The organism is Paenibacillus solani (assembly GCF_050475945.1).
Lineage (GTDB): Bacteria > Bacillota > Bacilli > Paenibacillales > Paenibacillaceae > Paenibacillus_AQ > Paenibacillus_AQ solani_A.
Genome location: NZ_JBCMXJ010000005.1, coordinates 902,682 through 918,565, shown reverse-complemented (window position 1 = coordinate 918,565; position 15,884 = coordinate 902,682). Strand labels below are relative to the sequence as shown.

Sequence of the window (15,884 nt, the reverse complement as noted above, 5' to 3'; positions counted from 1 at the left end):
GAATATAATTATGACAACGAATACCCCAGTACCTATTCAGAAAAAGGTAGCGTCTGTATTTATTCATGTTAACGATATGGAAAAGGCGGTAGAGTGGTATTCAAGGCTTCTGGATATACCGTTTGGATCTGGTCCTTATGATAAGATATACAGCATTCAGCTTGAGAATCTGCTCATCCTGCTGGACAGTCACCGATCCGGCCAATTTACGCCTGCAGGACAAGCGTTATTCTCGATTCCAACGGATGATATAGACCAGACTTATGACTATCTAAAATCTATGAAAGTGAAGGTTATCGGTGAATTGGAACGATTCCCGGATATTTCGTTTGTTACGATCCAAGATCCGGATGGAAACATCCTGATGATCGTTCAAGAAGTTATCTAAGTTACCCTTTGAGTGCGGCCAGAGAGGAGAAACTATAATATGTCCAATATTCTCAATGTGATCGTCATAGCAGCGCATCCGGATGAACCCGAAATCTACGCGGGAGCGATTTCGGCTGCCTATGCAGAGAGGGGGCATCGGGTAAAATTCCTGACATTAACCGATGGATGCTGTGGTCATTATGAAATGAGCGGGCAACAGCTCGTTGATCGTCGTATACAAGAAGCTCAAGAAGCAGCTAGACGTCTTGGGGTCCTTGAATATGTTGTTCTGCCCATTCCCGACGGGGAATTGATGCCATCAATCGAAATGCGCAAGGAAGTCATTCGACATATCCGCAGCTGGGAGGCAGATATTGTTATCACGTTCCATGCGGATGGACCGGGTCATGCGGATAATCGCAGTGTTGGAAAGATCGTGCGTGACACGGCCGATTTTGTAGCGAAGGTGCCAAATGCTGTGCCTGAAGTTCCGTCTCTAGGGAAGTCTCCCATCTTCTTGTTAATGCCGGACTATGCAGCGCGCCCGTCCTATAAACCTGATATTGTGATTGATGCAGGAGAGGTCATTGAGAAGAAGCTGCTGGCCTGTGACGCCCATGCTTCCCAGTTCTATGAATTTGCACCATGGCAGGGCGGCTTCTTGGATGCCGTTCCGAATACATGGGAGGATAAGCGGAACTTTATTTTGAAGTATTGGAATCGCTTCCTGAGTGTATCGGATGAAATGCGTCCTGTACTCTCAAAGTTCTATGGTCAGGATTATGCAGATAGCGTACAATATGCAGAGCCTTTCGAAATTGCCAATTATAGCAGAAGACCGGATGAAGCGGAAATGAAGGTGCTATTCCCGATGCTGACGGATATTCGCAAGTAATATAATCATCACTCTGCAAAGAGATTGAAGAAGCGGGTTCCCCTGGAGGGGATTCCGCTTCTTTAGCATTGCCATGCATAGTTCCATTTGATCAGCCGATTTATGCCACTTACACGATCTCTATCGGTGATTCTGTAACGGGGCAGAACCCAGGGGTTGTAGAACATAATTGTAGAGCAAACTGTGGCTGCAGCTGGGCAAGCTCCGTATAATAGCTTCCGATTACATGATTGCTGCTTACCGAACCATTTTGAAAGTTCAACGGCCAGAGGGTATGAACATGACTATAATAGTACGTCTTCTCTCTTTTTGGCATCTTGTATATATGAGGCGGAGCGTGGGTTACAACATCAAACAAGTTGGCGATGCGGCAGCTGCTGCGAACATATTTGGTGAAGGCCTTGGCAAAATCAGGATCCCCTACGCGCGGAGCTCCATAGGTGAACACATAGGGCAGGCGATGTTCGGTATTGGCGGCGACATCGACCGCACATAAGGTTGCGAGTGCTCCTCCAAGACTATGGCCAGTAATGAACAATGTCTTATGCGGAGCCAGCCTGTTAAGCGCCGACATAATCTGGCTACGAGCAGAGGCGTAGATGTTCGTGAATCCACGATGCGTGAGAGTAGACTCCTTTATATATTTGAAGTTTTTTTGGGAGGCGATGGCGTCCGAGATCCAGTTTGTCGTTGAACTAGTGCCTCGAAAGGCGATAATAATGTTGTCCTGTGATTCCAGAATAAATCCAAAGCGTTCGGTCACGCTGATTAAGGAGTTAGCTTCAATGGTGTCGTAAAGTGAATAATTCAGTGGAAGGACGAAGGAGCCGTCCGTATTGGTGAACTGCGTATAGGTCTGTCCGCAGATGGCTGCCAGAAAAATGGCCCATTGTTCTTGTTCCATGCTCGTACCCATGCACATCCCGCCCTTCTGTTCTTTTACACTATATTAGGAAGAGGATGGAAAGGTGCCTAAGAGTCTACATGTCGAAGAAGCTCGTTTCTTAATCTACTGAAGCCGATACGCCGGAAATTCTTCTGTGAGGGTTTGGGAAGATGCGATTTATGTGGTACGATTTAATATAGCCTCAGAGGTTGACCAATGTATAAGCAAGCGTTAATTAATGATACATAGAGAGCAGGGTTAATACGAATGACAGACGCTAATGGACAACGTTTCCGCTTCAGTGAAGCGCCTATTTGGGATTTACAGAGGACATACTACGAAGATTTGGGAATGAAAGCATGGAATAATGACCAAGTCCCGCAATATATTACAAGCAACCCCATGATTGCTACAGCTTATGCCGAGATTATATTTGGATTTCTGCGAGACCGCGCGGATCAAGGTGACACAACTGAAACCGTGACAATCCTGGAATTGGGAGCGGGAGCCGGCCGGTTAGGTTTTCATGTACTCCACAAACTGTGTGAGCTGAGGGATTATGCAGGTATAAAGCTGCCTCCCTTCCGCTATGTGATGACCGATTTACCGATTAAGAATGTAACGGCATGGAGCCAACATCCTGCCATGCAGCCCTATGTTGAGCAAGGACTTTTGGATTTTGCCAGATTTGATGTTGTGCATGATTCGGAATTGAATTTGGTTGTATCGAAGAAGACGATACGTACTGGGGATCTTAAACAGCCGCTGCTGATTGTGGCTAACTATTTTTTTGATAATATTCCTCAAGAATTGATCTACGTAGGGGAAGGCAAGATTTATGAAACCGATGTTGTCGTTGAATATCCTGAGCAGCATACCAAGCTTCAAACTGCCGATCTTCTAAAATCAATGAAGCTGACTTACGAGCATCGCCGGGAACCAAGATATGAAGAGGAGAGCTACCCGTATCGGAACGTGATTGCTTATTATCAAGAGGAGCTTGAGGATTCGCATATCCTGTTTCCGGAGGTGGGACTCGCCTGTCTGGAACGATTAAATCAGTTATCTACTGCCGGGTTTATGCTGCTCACGGCGGATAAGGGAGATCATCGCATAGAGAATTGGAAGTTTGCGGAGCCGCCGGAATTAATATTTCATGGCAGCTTCTCGTTAACAACAAATTATCATGCGATGTTGCATGTATTCGATCACAGAGGTGCGCAGACGACTTTTCCCACGCAGCATTATAAGAATATCAATATCGGCAGCATACTTATGCTGGATGATCCCACAAAATATGCGAATACCCGGCTGGCTTATTATCAATTTATTGAACGTTTTGGGCCGGATGAATTCTTCAGCCTGAAGGAATGGATTGATCCGAATATTGAGAGCATGGGTATGCAGCAGATTTTGTCCTTCTGGCGATTAGGTGGGTATGACGCAGAATTTTTCATTCAGAGTGCGAAGCGCATTTCGAATCTGCTACCGGATGCCAATGATGAGGAAATGTCGGATATCCGATCAGGCATTTACAAGATGTGGTCGTCGTACTATGTGATGGAGCAGCGTTATGATTTGGCGCTGGACGCGGGGTTAGTGCTGTTCGAGATGGATATGTACGAGGACGCGAAATTTTTCCTGAAAGAATCCATTGAAATTGATGAAGACGAGCCGGTACCAACGGTTTTATACTGCTTGGCGATTTGCTGCTATGAGCTTGGGCTGGATTCAGAGGCACTCGACTATACACGTCAGGCGCTCGTTCTGGAACCCGATCATGAAGAGGCCTTAGCACTGCTAAAATGCTTTGAGTAAAGCACGAGTCTTCTTTCTGGCACGTTAGAAGCTTATGTATTCTTCTCGCAACCATATAGAAATCGCACACGACCCGGCCGCTCCAGATTCGTATGAGCCCGGGTCGTTTTGTATTTTGGGAGATTGTCATACATGTTTTTCATTGGGTCAGATGACAAATGCGAGAATTTGAGCAGTGGAGTATAATGATGAAAGACACTAAAATGAATTGATCAAGACAGAAAAACATACAACGATAGGTGAACATAATGAGAATAGCTTTTTTAGATTCAGGTTTAGGCGGTTTAACAGTGTTATCAGCGGCGATGAGAGAATTGCCGAAGGAAGATTTTTTGTTTTATGCGGATACCCTTCATGTTCCATATGGGACCAAAGCTAAAGAAGACGTAAAATCCTACATATTTCAAGCTATGGAAGCAGTCATGCAGGAAGAAGTGAAAGCTGTTGTGGTTGCATGCAATACGGCTACAAGCATGGCAATTACTGATCTGAGGAAGATGTATCCAATTCCGGTCATCGGGATGGAGCCAGCTGTAAAGCCTGCTGTCGAGATCAGTCGTTTGAGTGGGAAGCGAATCTTGGTGCTTGCAACACCACTTACTCTCAAAGAGTCAAAGTATAAGGATCTTGTTCGACGAGTCGATAGCGAGCATATCGTAGACTCCCTGCCTATGTCCGAGTTGGTAGAATATTGCGAAGCCTTGAATTTTGATGCACAGATCATGTCCGCGTATTTTTCCAAAAAGTTTGAAGCCTTCGATATGAATGAATATGGAACCATCGTCTTGGGCTGCACCCACTACCCTTTTTATAAGAAAATCCTGTCAGACCTGCTGCCGGAGCATATGCAGATTATCGATGGCAGTAGAGGAACAGTGAATAGACTCATCCAGGTATTGGATGACCATCATCTTCGCAGCTCAAGCGGACACCAGCATGTGAAGTTGTTGAATTCAAGTCAATCAGCTGAGTACAGCGAGAAGATGAAGGAAGCGCTCAGGATATATAGGGCAATAGACAGCCAATAAATGAATATAACTGACAATCATATGACCCGACCTACGATGAAAAATAATCTAGGACGGGTTTTGTTATTATAGGGGGATCGGTATGGATAAAGGGTTCTATGCTTCCGGAGCCGCCGGTTGTCATTGTGTAGTAATTCCGGAATTCAATGTTGTAGGCGTTCGAATGTTGAACAAATATACGGAGAATTATAGCGAAGATCAGGTCATGTTTAATGAAACCTTTTATGTGTGCTTGCGGTTATAAAGGTATAGGTAGTTAATAGACCCACTCATTTGGGACACTCGCAGCCGTTATATATAGTAGGAAACAATTATGAGGAGGATGAAGGATGGGTAAAGCACTATTAACCGGACCAACCATGGTATTACTCGTTAAACATATCGAGCAATCCATTCAATTTTATCAGAAGCTGGGCTTTCAATATGAACTAGTGGGCGGTCCCGAGACTCCCCATGTTCATATGACGAGAGATCAGGTGACGTTTATTCTGCATCAAGCCGTTAATTCCAGCGATGTCAGACCCTATTCATCCGTTGAGGGCGGGCTGTATTTTGATGCTTTTTGTTATACTGATGTCCGGAAGCTGCATGAAGAGTTCAATGCTAAAGGGATTTCCATTGCTAAGGGACCCGATCTAAATGATCATTTCAGTGAGTTTACGATTGAAGATGTGGACGGGTATCGTATCGCTTTTGGTGGATAAATGAAAAAGACTCCTCTTTCGAGACAGAGATTTCTAATGCGAGAAAGGATTGAGGAATGGAATGAAGCTCAAGTTAGTATTGATATTTATGTTAGTGCTCCTTGTGGGTTGTAATGAACAGAACGATGATATTGTCACGGAATTGTATAAAGAGCAGCATATTAAATACTTAGAGGATTATGGCTGGAACATTGATCGATTTGCTTCTGAATTCAAATATGCTGCCTCATCACTGGAATCTTTTAAATCACATTTGAACGATATTGAAGAATCAGGGCAAGTTGACCTGACCCTTTATTATGATAAAGAGGTTATAGAGACGGGTTACATCCTCCAAGAGAAAACAGTAACGTACAACAAGATTGTGGGTTATATACTAGAGTCAGGTGATGAGATCATAGGCGGGTATTTGGAATTTAATCATGAGGCTGAACAAGAGGATGGGACACTTGAAATTGATCAGACGGAGATAAGTCCCATGCTTCATCGCAAAGAGCTGGGGAGTAATGATCCCCGTTAGCAGGCTGTTGTTTCGATTCATCCTAGAAGAATTGGGAGGCGGTATGATTTATGATGGTATTCATCGTAATTGTGTTGATTGTCGGCTTGGCCGGGATTATTTCGAATCAATATTCTTCGCTCAGAAGAATGGAACGTATGCAGCATTCGCTTGATGAGCTTAACAGGAGGATGGAAGAGCGGAGATAACGTCCTTAACTTTGATAATGTTTTAGTAGCGGAGTGAACAACATGAATCCATTTAAACATTCGAAAAAAGAAATCAGAACGAAGTTCGAAATTGATTTACTGCACCAAGCCCAGGCCAAAGAACCTGCGAAGCCTCCACATCCCTGGAGTCATGAAGTCATTGTTCCGGCTGCCGGGTGTATCGCATGCGGCTGGGACGCCGAGGAGAATCTGGTTCTGATCAGCAGCTCTGGCTACAGCATAACTCAGCCGCTAACAGGGAGCCGGATATTCAGGGACCAGGATCCTAATGTTAGCGATGCACATATGAGTGCCGACTCCTTGAGTTTCCGGATTCCACACAGCGGACAGAACATTCCAATATTCGGATTTGAGTCTGGAGATGGAATTCATATGACGAAGGATGGCTGGACGCTTGAAATTATTTACCCTTGGTGGCCAAGGGCATCCGTTGTATTGGATCAGCTGTTTGTGCCTGGCTATGAATATCTCCAACAAGCAGTGATGATCGATTTAACTCGGCTGGATGGGAGAATCAAATGTGGTTTTTCGCCGTCCGGTCGGCACTTCGTCATCCTGGGATCTGGCGGAGCATTAATCTATTCGCGAGAGTTTTGAATTTGGTATATTCAAACTGGATTAGACTGTGTAACATCTAAAGAAATAGAGAACTCGATCAAAAATATTCTCTATGATGATGGAGTTTTTTGCAGCCGATGTGGAAAGGAAATCAGTATCTTATGATCAAATACAATATTTGTTTTGTACGGCGTGGTGATGAGATTTTATTGTTGAATCGTAAATGCCCACCTTGGATGGGGTGCTGGAATGGCGTGGGAGGCAAGCTGGAGGGAAACGAAGTTCCCCGAGCCTCGATGATACGTGAACTTGAGGAAGAAACTCATATACAGGAATACAGTTTAAGCTTTAAAGGAGTAGTGACTTGGTCTGTCAACGGTGGCATAACGGGTGGTATGTACTTATATCTGGCAGAGGTACCCGAAGATTATGTCTATGACACTCCGGTTGCTACAGATGAAGGAATTCTGGATTGGAAACCCGTCGCATGGATTATTGACAAGGCGAATGCTGGTATTGCGGCTAATATACCTGGTTCGCTAGAGCTCATCTTACATGATCCGAATTGCTATGATCACCGATGTACATATGAGAATGGTAAGCTGATTGAACAAACACCACTTCAAATAAGTTCTTCTATTGAAACGGATGAAGAGTTAAGAAAGACGTTTTTTATCAACAATTTGGGAAATGAAGTTACAATTTAGTTTCAACAGAAAATAATGAAATCTAATATCTCAAACATCGCAGACCCGACTTAGATAGGAGTATCTTAGGTTGGTTGGGTTTTGCTGTCATCTGGGGGAGGAATCATGCGGAATACGTGGATTGGATTTGGATTGCTGCTACTTATGCTGCTTCAGGTTGCGTGTTCATCTACCGAAGAACTTGTACCATCCGAAGTTTTAGCCACGGTGGATGCTCAAAAGGAGCAGGTGAATTTACAGGCGAGGATATTAAAGGTGTCAACCGACCTGTCGTATGAGAACAATTGGTGGGTGGTTCCTCAAGATATCGACACAATGACCATAAATGTAGAGGCTGAGAATGTGGATACGGTTTTGTTCTGGATTGTTCCTACAGGGACGGAAACTGGGAAGGAAAGGGAGCTTATCGGTTATGACATAGACGGGAGCGATGGGTGGTCGTTAACCTGGAAGTTTGGAGATCGACAATTCCATGATCATATCGGAGTACAAGCTTTGGGTATGGACTGGTTTACGCAAGCTAACGAAACCATCAATGTGCATTCGCTAGAAGAATGATAAGTGTGGAAAATACAAAAAGTTCCAATCATCCAGAAAGTTTTATTTTAACAGTTATATCTCTTTAATTGATTGTTGTCCTGCTATAAGATGATGCTATTATGCTCCAGAAGGAGATGAGGCATTGTCTGATATGGACAGATTTATTTATCAATTGCAGCACGCTGCTATTGCATATTTCGGGCTGACTGATGTCACTCCTCTTGTCTTAAGCCGTGGAGGAAATATCATTATACATTTGGCTCCCCATCCGATCGTTGCCAGGGTAGCAACATTCTCGATTACAGATCAACAAGATCATCATATATGCAAGAGACTTGAACAAGAATTGCTTGTAGCTTCTCATCTTTACGAGCAGGGTGTTCCCGGATTACGACCTGTATATCTCGCGGGGGAAGGAGTATATAAGCTGGATGGGCACTGGATGACGTTCTGGGAATATGTACCTCCAACCACGCTACCATTTCCTTCACCGCGGGACGCGGTTGATATGGTAAATACACTCTCTCTTGCTATGGAGCAATATACCGGGCATATTCCTATTCTGGGGGTATGGAGTAGGATACATCAGTCGGTAAACCGATTAAGCAAGCATCCAGATGTACGGATACAACATTTAATCCATAAGTTTAATGAATTAGACCAACAAATGCATGCAGATTCTATGTTATTAGTCCCTAGTCATGGAGACGCGCATGCCCGTAATTTATTGCCGAGCCCCAAGGGCTGGATCTGGATGGATTTTGAAGATGTCTCCTGGATGCCCCGATACTGGGATCTGGCATCATTTGTGGCCAACCTGGCTTTATTTAAAGGGGAGCAGGAACCAACGCTGCAGTATATGATCAACAATCCCGATGTGGTTGCTGACCGGGTTGCCTTTGGATTTGCTTTGACCGCACGTATATTGATGTCTACACTAGGTAATTTCGATTATGGCGTTTCAGGTTATGGGGATTTGGATTTCGCTAGTGAACAAGTGAAATTTGCAGGCGAGTTTATCACTCGTGTTGAACATATTATCCGACCCCGTTGATTGCTGTACTTATTCTGTGATAGCAGAACCCTATCTTCAGGTGAAAATCATGCAAACTAGGGGGAATTAAGCATGGATACATTAGCTTTCAAATCCTATATTTATGCGCTCTTCGGCACTCTGCTGAATGAGTTTGAAGAAGATGAGGAGTATGGATATCATTATTTCTCGGCCAAGTGCTATAAAAAAATTGGTTATTCCACGAATTTGACACCTGAGGTGGTTCAGCAAGCGGCAAAGCAAAATGTCGATCTGATCATCACGCATCATGATGCATGGAGCTTTGTGTACGGAATGAAAGAGCAGTGCATGGATTTACTTCAACATCATAATATTGCACATTTCTATATTCACCTCCCTTTGGATTATGCAGAGTTTGGAACCTGCAATTCGTTATTGCGCGAGCTTGGGGTGGTACGTATTGTCCAGCCTTCACGAAATATTAAGGGGGACAGTTCGATAGGAATCGGAGAGTTGGAGTCTCCAGTCACAATGGATGAACTCGTAAAAACCATGTCCTCTGCTTTGGGAGAAAAGGTATTCTTCCAGAAAAATAGTAGTAGAGCTATTCAAAGGATCGGCATGATCACCGGAGCAGGTAATGGCACGAATCAGTTAAGAGAGGCATTAAACCATGACTGCGATGTTTATATTACAGGTGAGAAAAACCTATATACTGTTCAATATGCCAGATTTATCGGACTGAATCTAATCGTAGGTAGTCATACGTTTACCGAGATTTTCGGTGTTCGATCATTGGCGCAGAAGCTTCAAGAGAGGTTTCATGAGGTAGAGATCGTAGAGCTTTGCGAGGACCATATTGAAGTCATGATGGGATAACAAGATAGCGATAGCATGTTGGTTAAACGGAGGCGCTTCTAATGAACAAAGTGATAAATTATTATAACTCGTTCGATGAATGGGGACGGTTGGATCGGGAGCCTATTGAGTTTATTGTCAATTTGCATCATATCCTGAATACGCTGTCGGGAAAGGGGCATATCCTGGATAACGGTGCTGGACCCGGAAAGTACTCGATGGAACTTGCCAAGCAAGGTTATGAGGTGACCTTAACCGACCTGACTCCGAGATTAGTTGAGATTGGGGCTGCCAAGGCGAAGGAGCTTAAGTTAGATGGGCAATTCCAAGGCTTCCATTGTGCCGATGCAACCGATTTAAGCATATTTCACGAGGAGCAATTTGACTCAGCAATGATGATGGGACCGTTATATCATTTGCAGTCAGAGCAGGATCGGTCTATGGCTGTGAAGGAACTGTTTCGTGTTACCCAATCGGGCGGTTATGTCTTTGTGGCATTCATGACTCGAATTCGGCATTTGATGACTTCATTATTGTTTCCTGAACATTGGAAACCGAACAATACCATTAGCAGTATTAAAGAATTTGTGAGTTCCGGGATATTCAATCATAGCGATGAAGGAAGATTTACCGGTGCATATTATTATAATTTGGAAGACATTAGGCCGTTTATGGAATCACATGGCTTTGAGACGATTAAACTGATTGGCTCGTCAAGTATAGCTGGGTCTTTCAAGGCAGAGCAGTTCGATTATTGGCGGTCACAAGGGGAAGAGGAGTTTCAAGAAGTGATGAATTTGATATATGAAGAAGCAGAGAATCCAAGCATTCTGGGAGTCTCTTCTCATTTGCTGTATATTGGCCGGAAACGATAAGAAATTACTATGAAGGCGAAGGTATTTAAGGAGGGAGACGATGAAAAAGGTTATTGCAGGCGGGCTTTTTTTACTCAGTGGAGTCATTCTATACATAAGTGTGCATATACCCGCAGCATTTCACGCCGCAACATTAGGCGGATGGTCTTCACCACCTGGTAGGCTGGGTACGGCCTTAGAACAAATGGGAGGGACGGCAACAAGAAATGGGTCTGTGATTCTCATGTTCATCGGTGCGGTTCTGATATTATGGGGAGCTTTTGAAGAAGAATTGAGAAGGCTGTTTAAGATTAAGAACAGTAGCGCGAAAATAGCAGACCATGAGTTGCCATGAACAAGATGATCATTCACGAAGTTACTCATTTAATTACAGCCGACCTTACCGAAATCTTGAACGAAAGTACGGAGAAAGGATTCAGGAATATTCAACGACTCATTCATGATTACAATGAAGGTATCAACAGGTTTCAACTAGACAATGAAGCCTTGTTTGATTGCCGAATTGATCATAGAGTTATCGGTGTATGCGGGTTGAATCAGGATCCGTTCTCTAATGAAGACATTGGGAGGATTCGCAGACTCTATGTTTTGGAGGGATTTCGGAGACAAGGAGTCGGTAAAAGACTGGTAGAGGCAGTTATTCATAGAGCAAGAGGCCATTATAGCAAGCTTGTATTGAGAACTGACAATCCCAGGGCTGGGGAATTTTATAAGAAGTTAGGTTTTAGAGAAATGCAAAATAATGAACGGATCACCCATGTACTAGATTTATAAAATGTTCACGATATCAGATCAGGAGGAACTGCCGTGCTGTATCATTTTAGCGAGGAGCCGGATATTCACATTTTTGAGCCGAGGGTCTTATACACTCAGAAGGACGAACATGCTAAAGTATGGGCTATCGATGCACATCATGCTCCTCATTATTATTTTCCAAGAGAATGTCCGAGAATTTGTATTGAAGCCGGCGAGAGCACCACGGAAGAGGATGTAGACATATTCTTTGGCATGTCGCGTGCACGCAGGATGATTGCTATTGAAGCGGGTTGGTATGAAAGAGTCAAAACAGGGTGCATCTACCGTTATAGCTTAGATCCGGCTGCTTTCCAGCTGTTTGATGCGAATGCGGGATATTATATTGCAACGAAATCAGTTGCCCCGATTCAAGTGGATCGGATGGATGATCTGATACCATCGATTTTACAAGAAGACATTGAGTTAAGGGTTACCCCTTCTCTTATGCCAATGAAAGAACGAGTACTGTCTTCTACAGTGAATTTTTCGATGATTCGCTTGAGGAATGCTGTAGGCAGGTAGAGGCGTAAGGAAGATGAGCGTATGCAAATAGAGGAGGGACAAGATGTCCAGTTTAATTGCTCGTTCAATCGAAAGGCATGAACTTCCCAAACTGCTTCAATTGTATAAGCATCTGCATGAACAGGACCCTGAATTAGAGTTTGATGATCAACTTGAGAAGTTGTGGGATGAGATCCTAAAAGATGATTATATGAAGATCATGGTGGTTGAACAAAATGGTGAATTGGTAGCTACATGCGTGCTGAATATTTTGAAGAATCTAACTCGCCATGCCAAGCCTTATGCCCTGATCGAAAACGTGGTTACCCACCCGGACTACCGAAGACAAGGACTTGGGCGGATCCTTATGAACCAAGCCATTGAAATTGCACGGCAGAGGAATTGTTATAAAGTAATGCTGTTAACAGGGCAAAAAGGCGAGGAAGTTCATCTGTTCTATCAAAGCCTTGGATTTAGGAATGATGTGAAAATAGGTTATAATCTAAAATTGGAATAAGCTTAAATAAGGAGTTCTATGAAAATTGGATTGGTTAGGCATTTTAAAGTCTTACATAAACATGATGGGAGCTTGATGACATCCGCTCAGTTCAACTCTTGGGTAGGAGCTTACAACAACGCAGAAATTGAAGATACCGACTTTGATTATGGATTGTCGGAGTGGAATGTATGTATATCCAGTGACTTATCCCGAGCCATTCAGACTGCGGAAACGATCTATCCGGGTTCTGTCATTGTAACCGATCAGTTAAGAGAGATTGAGGTTCAATCGATTCATACCTTGGGAAATCTAAAGCTTCCTTGCCAAATGTGGATGGTAATGGGACGGATAGCTTGGTTTTTTTCACACAGTTCACAAGCAGAGAGGAAGAACGAAACCGTGGACCGCGCTCGGCATACTATAGATTGGATTGAGGAGCATTACAGCAATCGGAATGTCTTAGTGGTTAGCCATGGCGCCTTCATGAAAGTACTGACGCAGGAGTTGTTCAAAAAAGGTTACCGGGGCAAGGGATTGAGGAATCCGAGGAATGGCGCCATGTATATTTACGAAAAATAAAGTGTAACTGAAAGAGAGCCCGGGGGCTCTCTTTTTTCTGTTGTAGCGTAACTCCGACCGCTCCAGGTTGAATTAAGGAGCCGAATACGTTACCATCATTGCACTAGTAAGTGTTGTAATCGGCCAGAAAAGGAGTTCTATCTGCGATGACTAAAGTACTTGTGGTGGATGATGAGATTAGCATCTCGGGCGCAGTGGCTTATGCGCTGCGAAGGGAAGGATATACGGTTGAAACGGCAGGGGATGGACAGGAAGCGCTGGAGATGGTGAAAACATTTAATCCTGACGTGATGGTCCTCGATGTGATGATGCCGAAGCTTAGCGGATATGATGTTTGCCGCAGGCTTGAGGATCGTCAACGCCCCACCATTTTGCTACTGACTGTGAAGGACGATATTGTAGATAAGGTGCTCGGGCTGGAGCTTGGTGCGGATGATTATATGACGAAGCCCTTTGATATCCGGGAAGTGATTGCCAGAGTCAAGGCACTGTCCCGAAGGAGCCGCAAGACTGAAGCTGACGTGCAGCAGCAAGTTCCAGACCAGCATGTCATTCGGATATCCGGCCTTACGATTAATTTATGGAGTCGCACAATACATGCCGGAGACAGGCTGCTTGAACTGACGCCCAAGGAATTCGATCTTATGGCCCTTCTGGCCCGGAATCCGGAGCGGGTATACTCGCGGGAAGCTCTGCTTGAACAGGTATGGGATATGGATTTTGTCGGCGGCACGCGTACGGTCGATATTCATGTCCAAAGATTGCGTAAGAAGCTGGGGACTTACCATGAAGTGATCCAGACCGTTTATGGCATTGGATATAAGAGCACGGAGATCCCCACATGAGTAGTAGAAGAGTGCGTTTCGGGTTAAAGTGGAAAGTCGCACTTCTTCTTGCCCTGCTGCTGATTGCCGTTGTTGTTGTATTAAGTACACTAGTCCTTGCTGGGATTCGGGAGGATCAACGAGTCCGCTTGGAGCAATCCTTCGCCCATGAAGAAGAAGCAGCCAATCTCAGGGTTCACCAGGAGTTATTAACGAATCCGCATATGCAGCCGGATGACTTTATGGAAAATGTCGGTCAACGGCTAGCCGTTGATCTTGGAACCGAGAGCGGCATGCCGGTGACTCTATATATGCTGGATGGCACATTCGTAGGGACTTCGCTGCCTTTTCAGCCAAAAATGGATGTAAATGACGCACTTGTTTATACCGCACAAGGTCGTTCTGCCTATATTACCGAGGGTGACCAGCTGCTCTATCTTGCACCGCTTCGATATATGGATAAGCTGATCGGAACCATTCAATTTCACGCTTCGCTGGCTGAGCAGCACACTTTCTATGAACGTATCCAAAACCTGTTCATCGTGACGGGAATTAGCGTACTGGCCGCAGGCTTCCTCATCGGTTTTCTGTATGTTTGGCGTCAGGTGCATATCATCAGCAGGCTGAACCAGGCTGCGCAGAGGATTGGCGAAGGCGTATATCTTAGTGAGCCGACGGTAAAGCGTAAGGATGAGCTCGGCGAGCTGGCGCAAGGTATATATGAGATGAGCGGAAACATATCCTCATCGTTGAGCCAACTCACGGAGGAGAAGCAGAAGCTGCTGGATGCCATCGACCGACTGCAGGAGCTGGAACAACAGCAGAAGCAGTTTATCGGAAATATAAGCCATGAATTGAAAACGCCACTGACTTCCATACTGGCATACGCGGATTTGCTAGAAATGTATAAGGATGATCCAGTTCTCCTTGAGGAAGCCAGAGGACAGATCAGCAAGGAAGCACAGCGTCTATATCAACTGGTAGAAAAGGCGCTTCAGTTATCCTCCATGGATATCTACGAATTCGAAACACATGCGAAGCACATAGAGATTCTACCAATTCTTCAAGAAGCGACAGCCCGATTGGAGGCCAAGGCTGCACAGGCTAATATTACAATTCAATCATTCTTAACAGATGGCAGGGTATGGGCCGATCCGGAGAATTTGATGCATATGGTACTGAATCTTCTGGATAATGGAATCAAATACAATATCCCCGGCGGGACCGTCACGCTCTCAAACGAAGTGAGACAGGATGAGCTTGGACACGATCGGATGGTCATTACAATAAGCGATACTGGAATTGGTATTTCGGATGATGCCAGAGAACGCATCTTCGATCCATTCTATACCGTGAGCAGCGACCGCTCCAGGGTTCACGGAGGAACGGGGCTGGGGTTATCCCTGGTTCGAAATCTGGCGGAGAAACAGCATGGTTTTGTACAGCTGGCGGAATCGGGTCCTGGCGGTTCTACCTTTCTGATTACCTTGCCGATGAATCGGCCACAATCGTCAGAGGTTATTTCTGCAGAAGAAAGTTCAGACTTGGAATAAGGTCTGGGCTTTCTTTTTTCAGGATTGCTTATTTGTTTACAAGTTCGTTACAAGCTCGATATCGTATCGAGATATTCGCATTCTATACTGAGTTCAACAGGGAATAGGAGGTATGCCAAGACTCATTAGTTGCAGCTGCCAAAGCTCCTTG

22 protein-coding genes are annotated in these 15,884 nt (G+C 44.6%); 21 read left to right on the top strand and 1 reads right to left on the bottom strand.

The annotated features are described in order from the left end of the window. Positions 1-10 precede the first annotated feature (10 nt). On the top strand, positions 11-388 hold the full coding sequence (locus ABEQ74_RS06075; protein WP_430120431.1) for a VOC family protein: 378 nt from the start codon (positions 11-13) through the stop codon (positions 386-388). 39 nt (positions 389-427) lie between these two features. Further along, complete coding sequence (locus ABEQ74_RS06070) at positions 428-1,264, top strand: PIG-L deacetylase family protein (RefSeq protein ID WP_430120429.1); 837 nt, start codon at positions 428-430, stop codon at positions 1,262-1,264. 109 nt (positions 1,265-1,373) lie between these two features. Here the strand turns inward: ABEQ74_RS06070 and ABEQ74_RS06065 are convergent, their stop codons facing one another. Continuing rightward, entirely contained in the window at positions 1,374-2,180 is an 807-nt protein-coding gene (locus ABEQ74_RS06065) for a lipase family protein (RefSeq protein WP_430120427.1), read from the bottom strand. Positions 2,181-2,417: 237 nt separating this feature from the next. Between ABEQ74_RS06065 and ABEQ74_RS06060 the strand changes: the two genes are divergently transcribed. The 19 genes from ABEQ74_RS06060 to ABEQ74_RS05970 all read left to right on the top strand — a co-directional run bounded on the left by ABEQ74_RS06060 (position 2,418) and on the right by ABEQ74_RS05970 (position 15,733). Next, on the top strand, positions 2,418-3,968 hold the full coding sequence (locus ABEQ74_RS06060; RefSeq protein WP_430120425.1) for a tetratricopeptide repeat protein: 1,551 nt from the start codon (positions 2,418-2,420) through the stop codon (positions 3,966-3,968). A gap of 248 nt (positions 3,969-4,216) precedes the next feature. Further along, complete coding sequence (gene murI / locus ABEQ74_RS06055; protein WP_430120423.1) at positions 4,217-4,996, top strand: glutamate racemase; 780 nt, start codon at positions 4,217-4,219, stop codon at positions 4,994-4,996. 82 nt (positions 4,997-5,078) lie between these two features. After that, positions 5,079-5,240, top strand: a complete 162-nt coding sequence (locus ABEQ74_RS06050) for a hypothetical protein (RefSeq protein WP_430120421.1) — start codon at positions 5,079-5,081, stop codon at positions 5,238-5,240. Between the two features lie 85 nt (positions 5,241-5,325). Further along, entirely contained in the window at positions 5,326-5,700 is a 375-nt protein-coding gene (locus ABEQ74_RS06045) for a VOC family protein (protein ID WP_430120419.1), read from the top strand. Between the two features lie 61 nt (positions 5,701-5,761). Continuing rightward, the gene (locus ABEQ74_RS06040; protein ID WP_430120417.1) at positions 5,762-6,220 is read left to right on the top strand and encodes a DUF4830 domain-containing protein; all 459 of its coding nucleotides are present in this window, start codon (positions 5,762-5,764) and stop codon (positions 6,218-6,220) included. 50 nt (positions 6,221-6,270) lie between these two features. After that, complete coding sequence (locus tag ABEQ74_RS06035) at positions 6,271-6,408, top strand: hypothetical protein (protein WP_430120415.1); 138 nt, start codon at positions 6,271-6,273, stop codon at positions 6,406-6,408. A 42-nt stretch (positions 6,409-6,450) separates the two neighbouring features. Continuing rightward, positions 6,451-7,026 (top strand): hypothetical protein, encoded by a 576-nt coding sequence (locus ABEQ74_RS06030; protein ID WP_430120413.1) that lies wholly within the window; start codon positions 6,451-6,453, stop codon positions 7,024-7,026. A gap of 122 nt (positions 7,027-7,148) precedes the next feature. Beyond that, the gene (locus ABEQ74_RS06025) at positions 7,149-7,694 is read left to right on the top strand and encodes an NUDIX hydrolase (RefSeq protein WP_430120411.1); all 546 of its coding nucleotides are present in this window, start codon (positions 7,149-7,151) and stop codon (positions 7,692-7,694) included. Between the two features lie 105 nt (positions 7,695-7,799). Next, positions 7,800-8,252 (top strand): hypothetical protein, encoded by a 453-nt coding sequence (locus tag ABEQ74_RS06020; RefSeq protein ID WP_430120409.1) that lies wholly within the window; start codon positions 7,800-7,802, stop codon positions 8,250-8,252. 133 nt (positions 8,253-8,385) lie between these two features. Further along, positions 8,386-9,288 carry a phosphotransferase family protein gene (locus ABEQ74_RS06015; RefSeq protein WP_430120947.1) on the top strand — a complete coding sequence of 301 codons (903 nt, stop codon included), beginning with the start codon at positions 8,386-8,388 and terminating at the stop codon, positions 9,286-9,288. Positions 9,289-9,360: 72 nt separating this feature from the next. Further along, complete coding sequence (locus ABEQ74_RS06010; RefSeq protein ID WP_430120407.1) at positions 9,361-10,128, top strand: Nif3-like dinuclear metal center hexameric protein; 768 nt, start codon at positions 9,361-9,363, stop codon at positions 10,126-10,128. Between the two features lie 41 nt (positions 10,129-10,169). Further along, positions 10,170-10,982, top strand: coding sequence for a class I SAM-dependent methyltransferase (locus tag ABEQ74_RS06005; RefSeq protein WP_430120405.1), 813 nt, complete (start codon positions 10,170-10,172; stop codon positions 10,980-10,982). A gap of 40 nt (positions 10,983-11,022) precedes the next feature. After that, positions 11,023-11,316 carry a hypothetical protein gene (locus ABEQ74_RS06000; RefSeq protein ID WP_430120403.1) on the top strand — a complete coding sequence of 98 codons (294 nt, stop codon included), beginning with the start codon at positions 11,023-11,025 and terminating at the stop codon, positions 11,314-11,316. After that, a complete protein-coding gene (locus ABEQ74_RS05995; RefSeq protein WP_430120401.1) occupies positions 11,313-11,756 on the top strand; it encodes a GNAT family N-acetyltransferase in 444 nt (147 codons plus the stop codon). Before ABEQ74_RS06000 ends, ABEQ74_RS05995 begins: the two co-directional genes overlap by 4 nt. Positions 11,757-11,789: 33 nt before the next feature. Further along, entirely contained in the window at positions 11,790-12,299 is a 510-nt protein-coding gene (locus tag ABEQ74_RS05990; protein ID WP_430120399.1) for a DUF6886 family protein, read from the top strand. Positions 12,300-12,342: 43 nt separating this feature from the next. Continuing rightward, positions 12,343-12,795, top strand: a complete 453-nt coding sequence (locus tag ABEQ74_RS05985; RefSeq protein ID WP_430120397.1) for a GNAT family N-acetyltransferase — start codon at positions 12,343-12,345, stop codon at positions 12,793-12,795. A 75-nt stretch (positions 12,796-12,870) separates the two neighbouring features. Continuing rightward, positions 12,871-13,356, top strand: coding sequence for a histidine phosphatase family protein (locus tag ABEQ74_RS05980; protein ID WP_430120395.1), 486 nt, complete (start codon positions 12,871-12,873; stop codon positions 13,354-13,356). A 146-nt stretch (positions 13,357-13,502) separates the two neighbouring features. Next, on the top strand, positions 13,503-14,201 hold the full coding sequence (locus ABEQ74_RS05975; RefSeq protein WP_430120393.1) for a response regulator transcription factor: 699 nt from the start codon (positions 13,503-13,505) through the stop codon (positions 14,199-14,201). Beyond that, positions 14,198-15,733, top strand: coding sequence for a sensor histidine kinase (locus ABEQ74_RS05970; protein WP_430120391.1), 1,536 nt, complete (start codon positions 14,198-14,200; stop codon positions 15,731-15,733). The genes ABEQ74_RS05975 and ABEQ74_RS05970 overlap by 4 nt, the downstream gene beginning before the upstream one ends. The last annotated feature ends 151 nt before the right edge of the window (positions 15,734-15,884 follow it).

Excerpts from the sequence above, each read along its gene's own strand:
- ABEQ74_RS05985 (WP_430120397.1), top strand. The coding sequence starts at position 12,343 with ATGTCCAGTTTAATTGCTCGTTCAATCGAAAGGCATGAACTTCCCAAA.
- ABEQ74_RS06030 (WP_430120413.1), top strand. The coding sequence starts at position 6,451 with ATGAATCCATTTAAACATTCGAAAAAAGAAATCAGAACGAAGTTCGAA.
- ABEQ74_RS06020 (WP_430120409.1), top strand. The coding sequence starts at position 7,800 with ATGCGGAATACGTGGATTGGATTTGGATTGCTGCTACTTATGCTGCTT.
- ABEQ74_RS06045 (WP_430120419.1), top strand. The coding sequence starts at position 5,326 with ATGGGTAAAGCACTATTAACCGGACCAACCATGGTATTACTCGTTAAA.
- ABEQ74_RS06035 (WP_430120415.1), top strand. The coding sequence starts at position 6,271 with ATGATGGTATTCATCGTAATTGTGTTGATTGTCGGCTTGGCCGGGATT.
- ABEQ74_RS06015 (WP_430120947.1), top strand. The coding sequence starts at position 8,386 with ATGGACAGATTTATTTATCAATTGCAGCACGCTGCTATTGCATATTTC.
- ABEQ74_RS06050 (WP_430120421.1), top strand. The coding sequence starts at position 5,079 with ATGGATAAAGGGTTCTATGCTTCCGGAGCCGCCGGTTGTCATTGTGTA.
- ABEQ74_RS06010 (WP_430120407.1), top strand. The coding sequence starts at position 9,361 with ATGGATACATTAGCTTTCAAATCCTATATTTATGCGCTCTTCGGCACT.
- ABEQ74_RS06075 (WP_430120431.1), top strand. The coding sequence starts at position 11 with ATGACAACGAATACCCCAGTACCTATTCAGAAAAAGGTAGCGTCTGTA.
- murI (WP_430120423.1), top strand. The coding sequence starts at position 4,217 with ATGAGAATAGCTTTTTTAGATTCAGGTTTAGGCGGTTTAACAGTGTTA.
- ABEQ74_RS05980 (WP_430120395.1), top strand. The coding sequence starts at position 12,871 with ATGACATCCGCTCAGTTCAACTCTTGGGTAGGAGCTTACAACAACGCA.
- ABEQ74_RS06065 (WP_430120427.1), bottom strand. The coding sequence starts at position 2,180 with ATGGGTACGAGCATGGAACAAGAACAATGGGCCATTTTTCTGGCAGCC.
- ABEQ74_RS05995 (WP_430120401.1), top strand. The coding sequence starts at position 11,313 with ATGAACAAGATGATCATTCACGAAGTTACTCATTTAATTACAGCCGAC.
- ABEQ74_RS06000 (WP_430120403.1), top strand. The coding sequence starts at position 11,023 with ATGAAAAAGGTTATTGCAGGCGGGCTTTTTTTACTCAGTGGAGTCATT.
- ABEQ74_RS05970 (WP_430120391.1), top strand. The coding sequence starts at position 14,198 with ATGAGTAGTAGAAGAGTGCGTTTCGGGTTAAAGTGGAAAGTCGCACTT.
- ABEQ74_RS06060 (WP_430120425.1), top strand. The coding sequence starts at position 2,418 with ATGACAGACGCTAATGGACAACGTTTCCGCTTCAGTGAAGCGCCTATT.
- ABEQ74_RS06025 (WP_430120411.1), top strand. The coding sequence starts at position 7,149 with ATGATCAAATACAATATTTGTTTTGTACGGCGTGGTGATGAGATTTTA.
- ABEQ74_RS05975 (WP_430120393.1), top strand. The coding sequence starts at position 13,503 with ATGACTAAAGTACTTGTGGTGGATGATGAGATTAGCATCTCGGGCGCA.
- ABEQ74_RS06040 (WP_430120417.1), top strand. The coding sequence starts at position 5,762 with ATGAAGCTCAAGTTAGTATTGATATTTATGTTAGTGCTCCTTGTGGGT.
- ABEQ74_RS06005 (WP_430120405.1), top strand. The coding sequence starts at position 10,170 with ATGAACAAAGTGATAAATTATTATAACTCGTTCGATGAATGGGGACGG.
- ABEQ74_RS06070 (WP_430120429.1), top strand. The coding sequence starts at position 428 with ATGTCCAATATTCTCAATGTGATCGTCATAGCAGCGCATCCGGATGAA.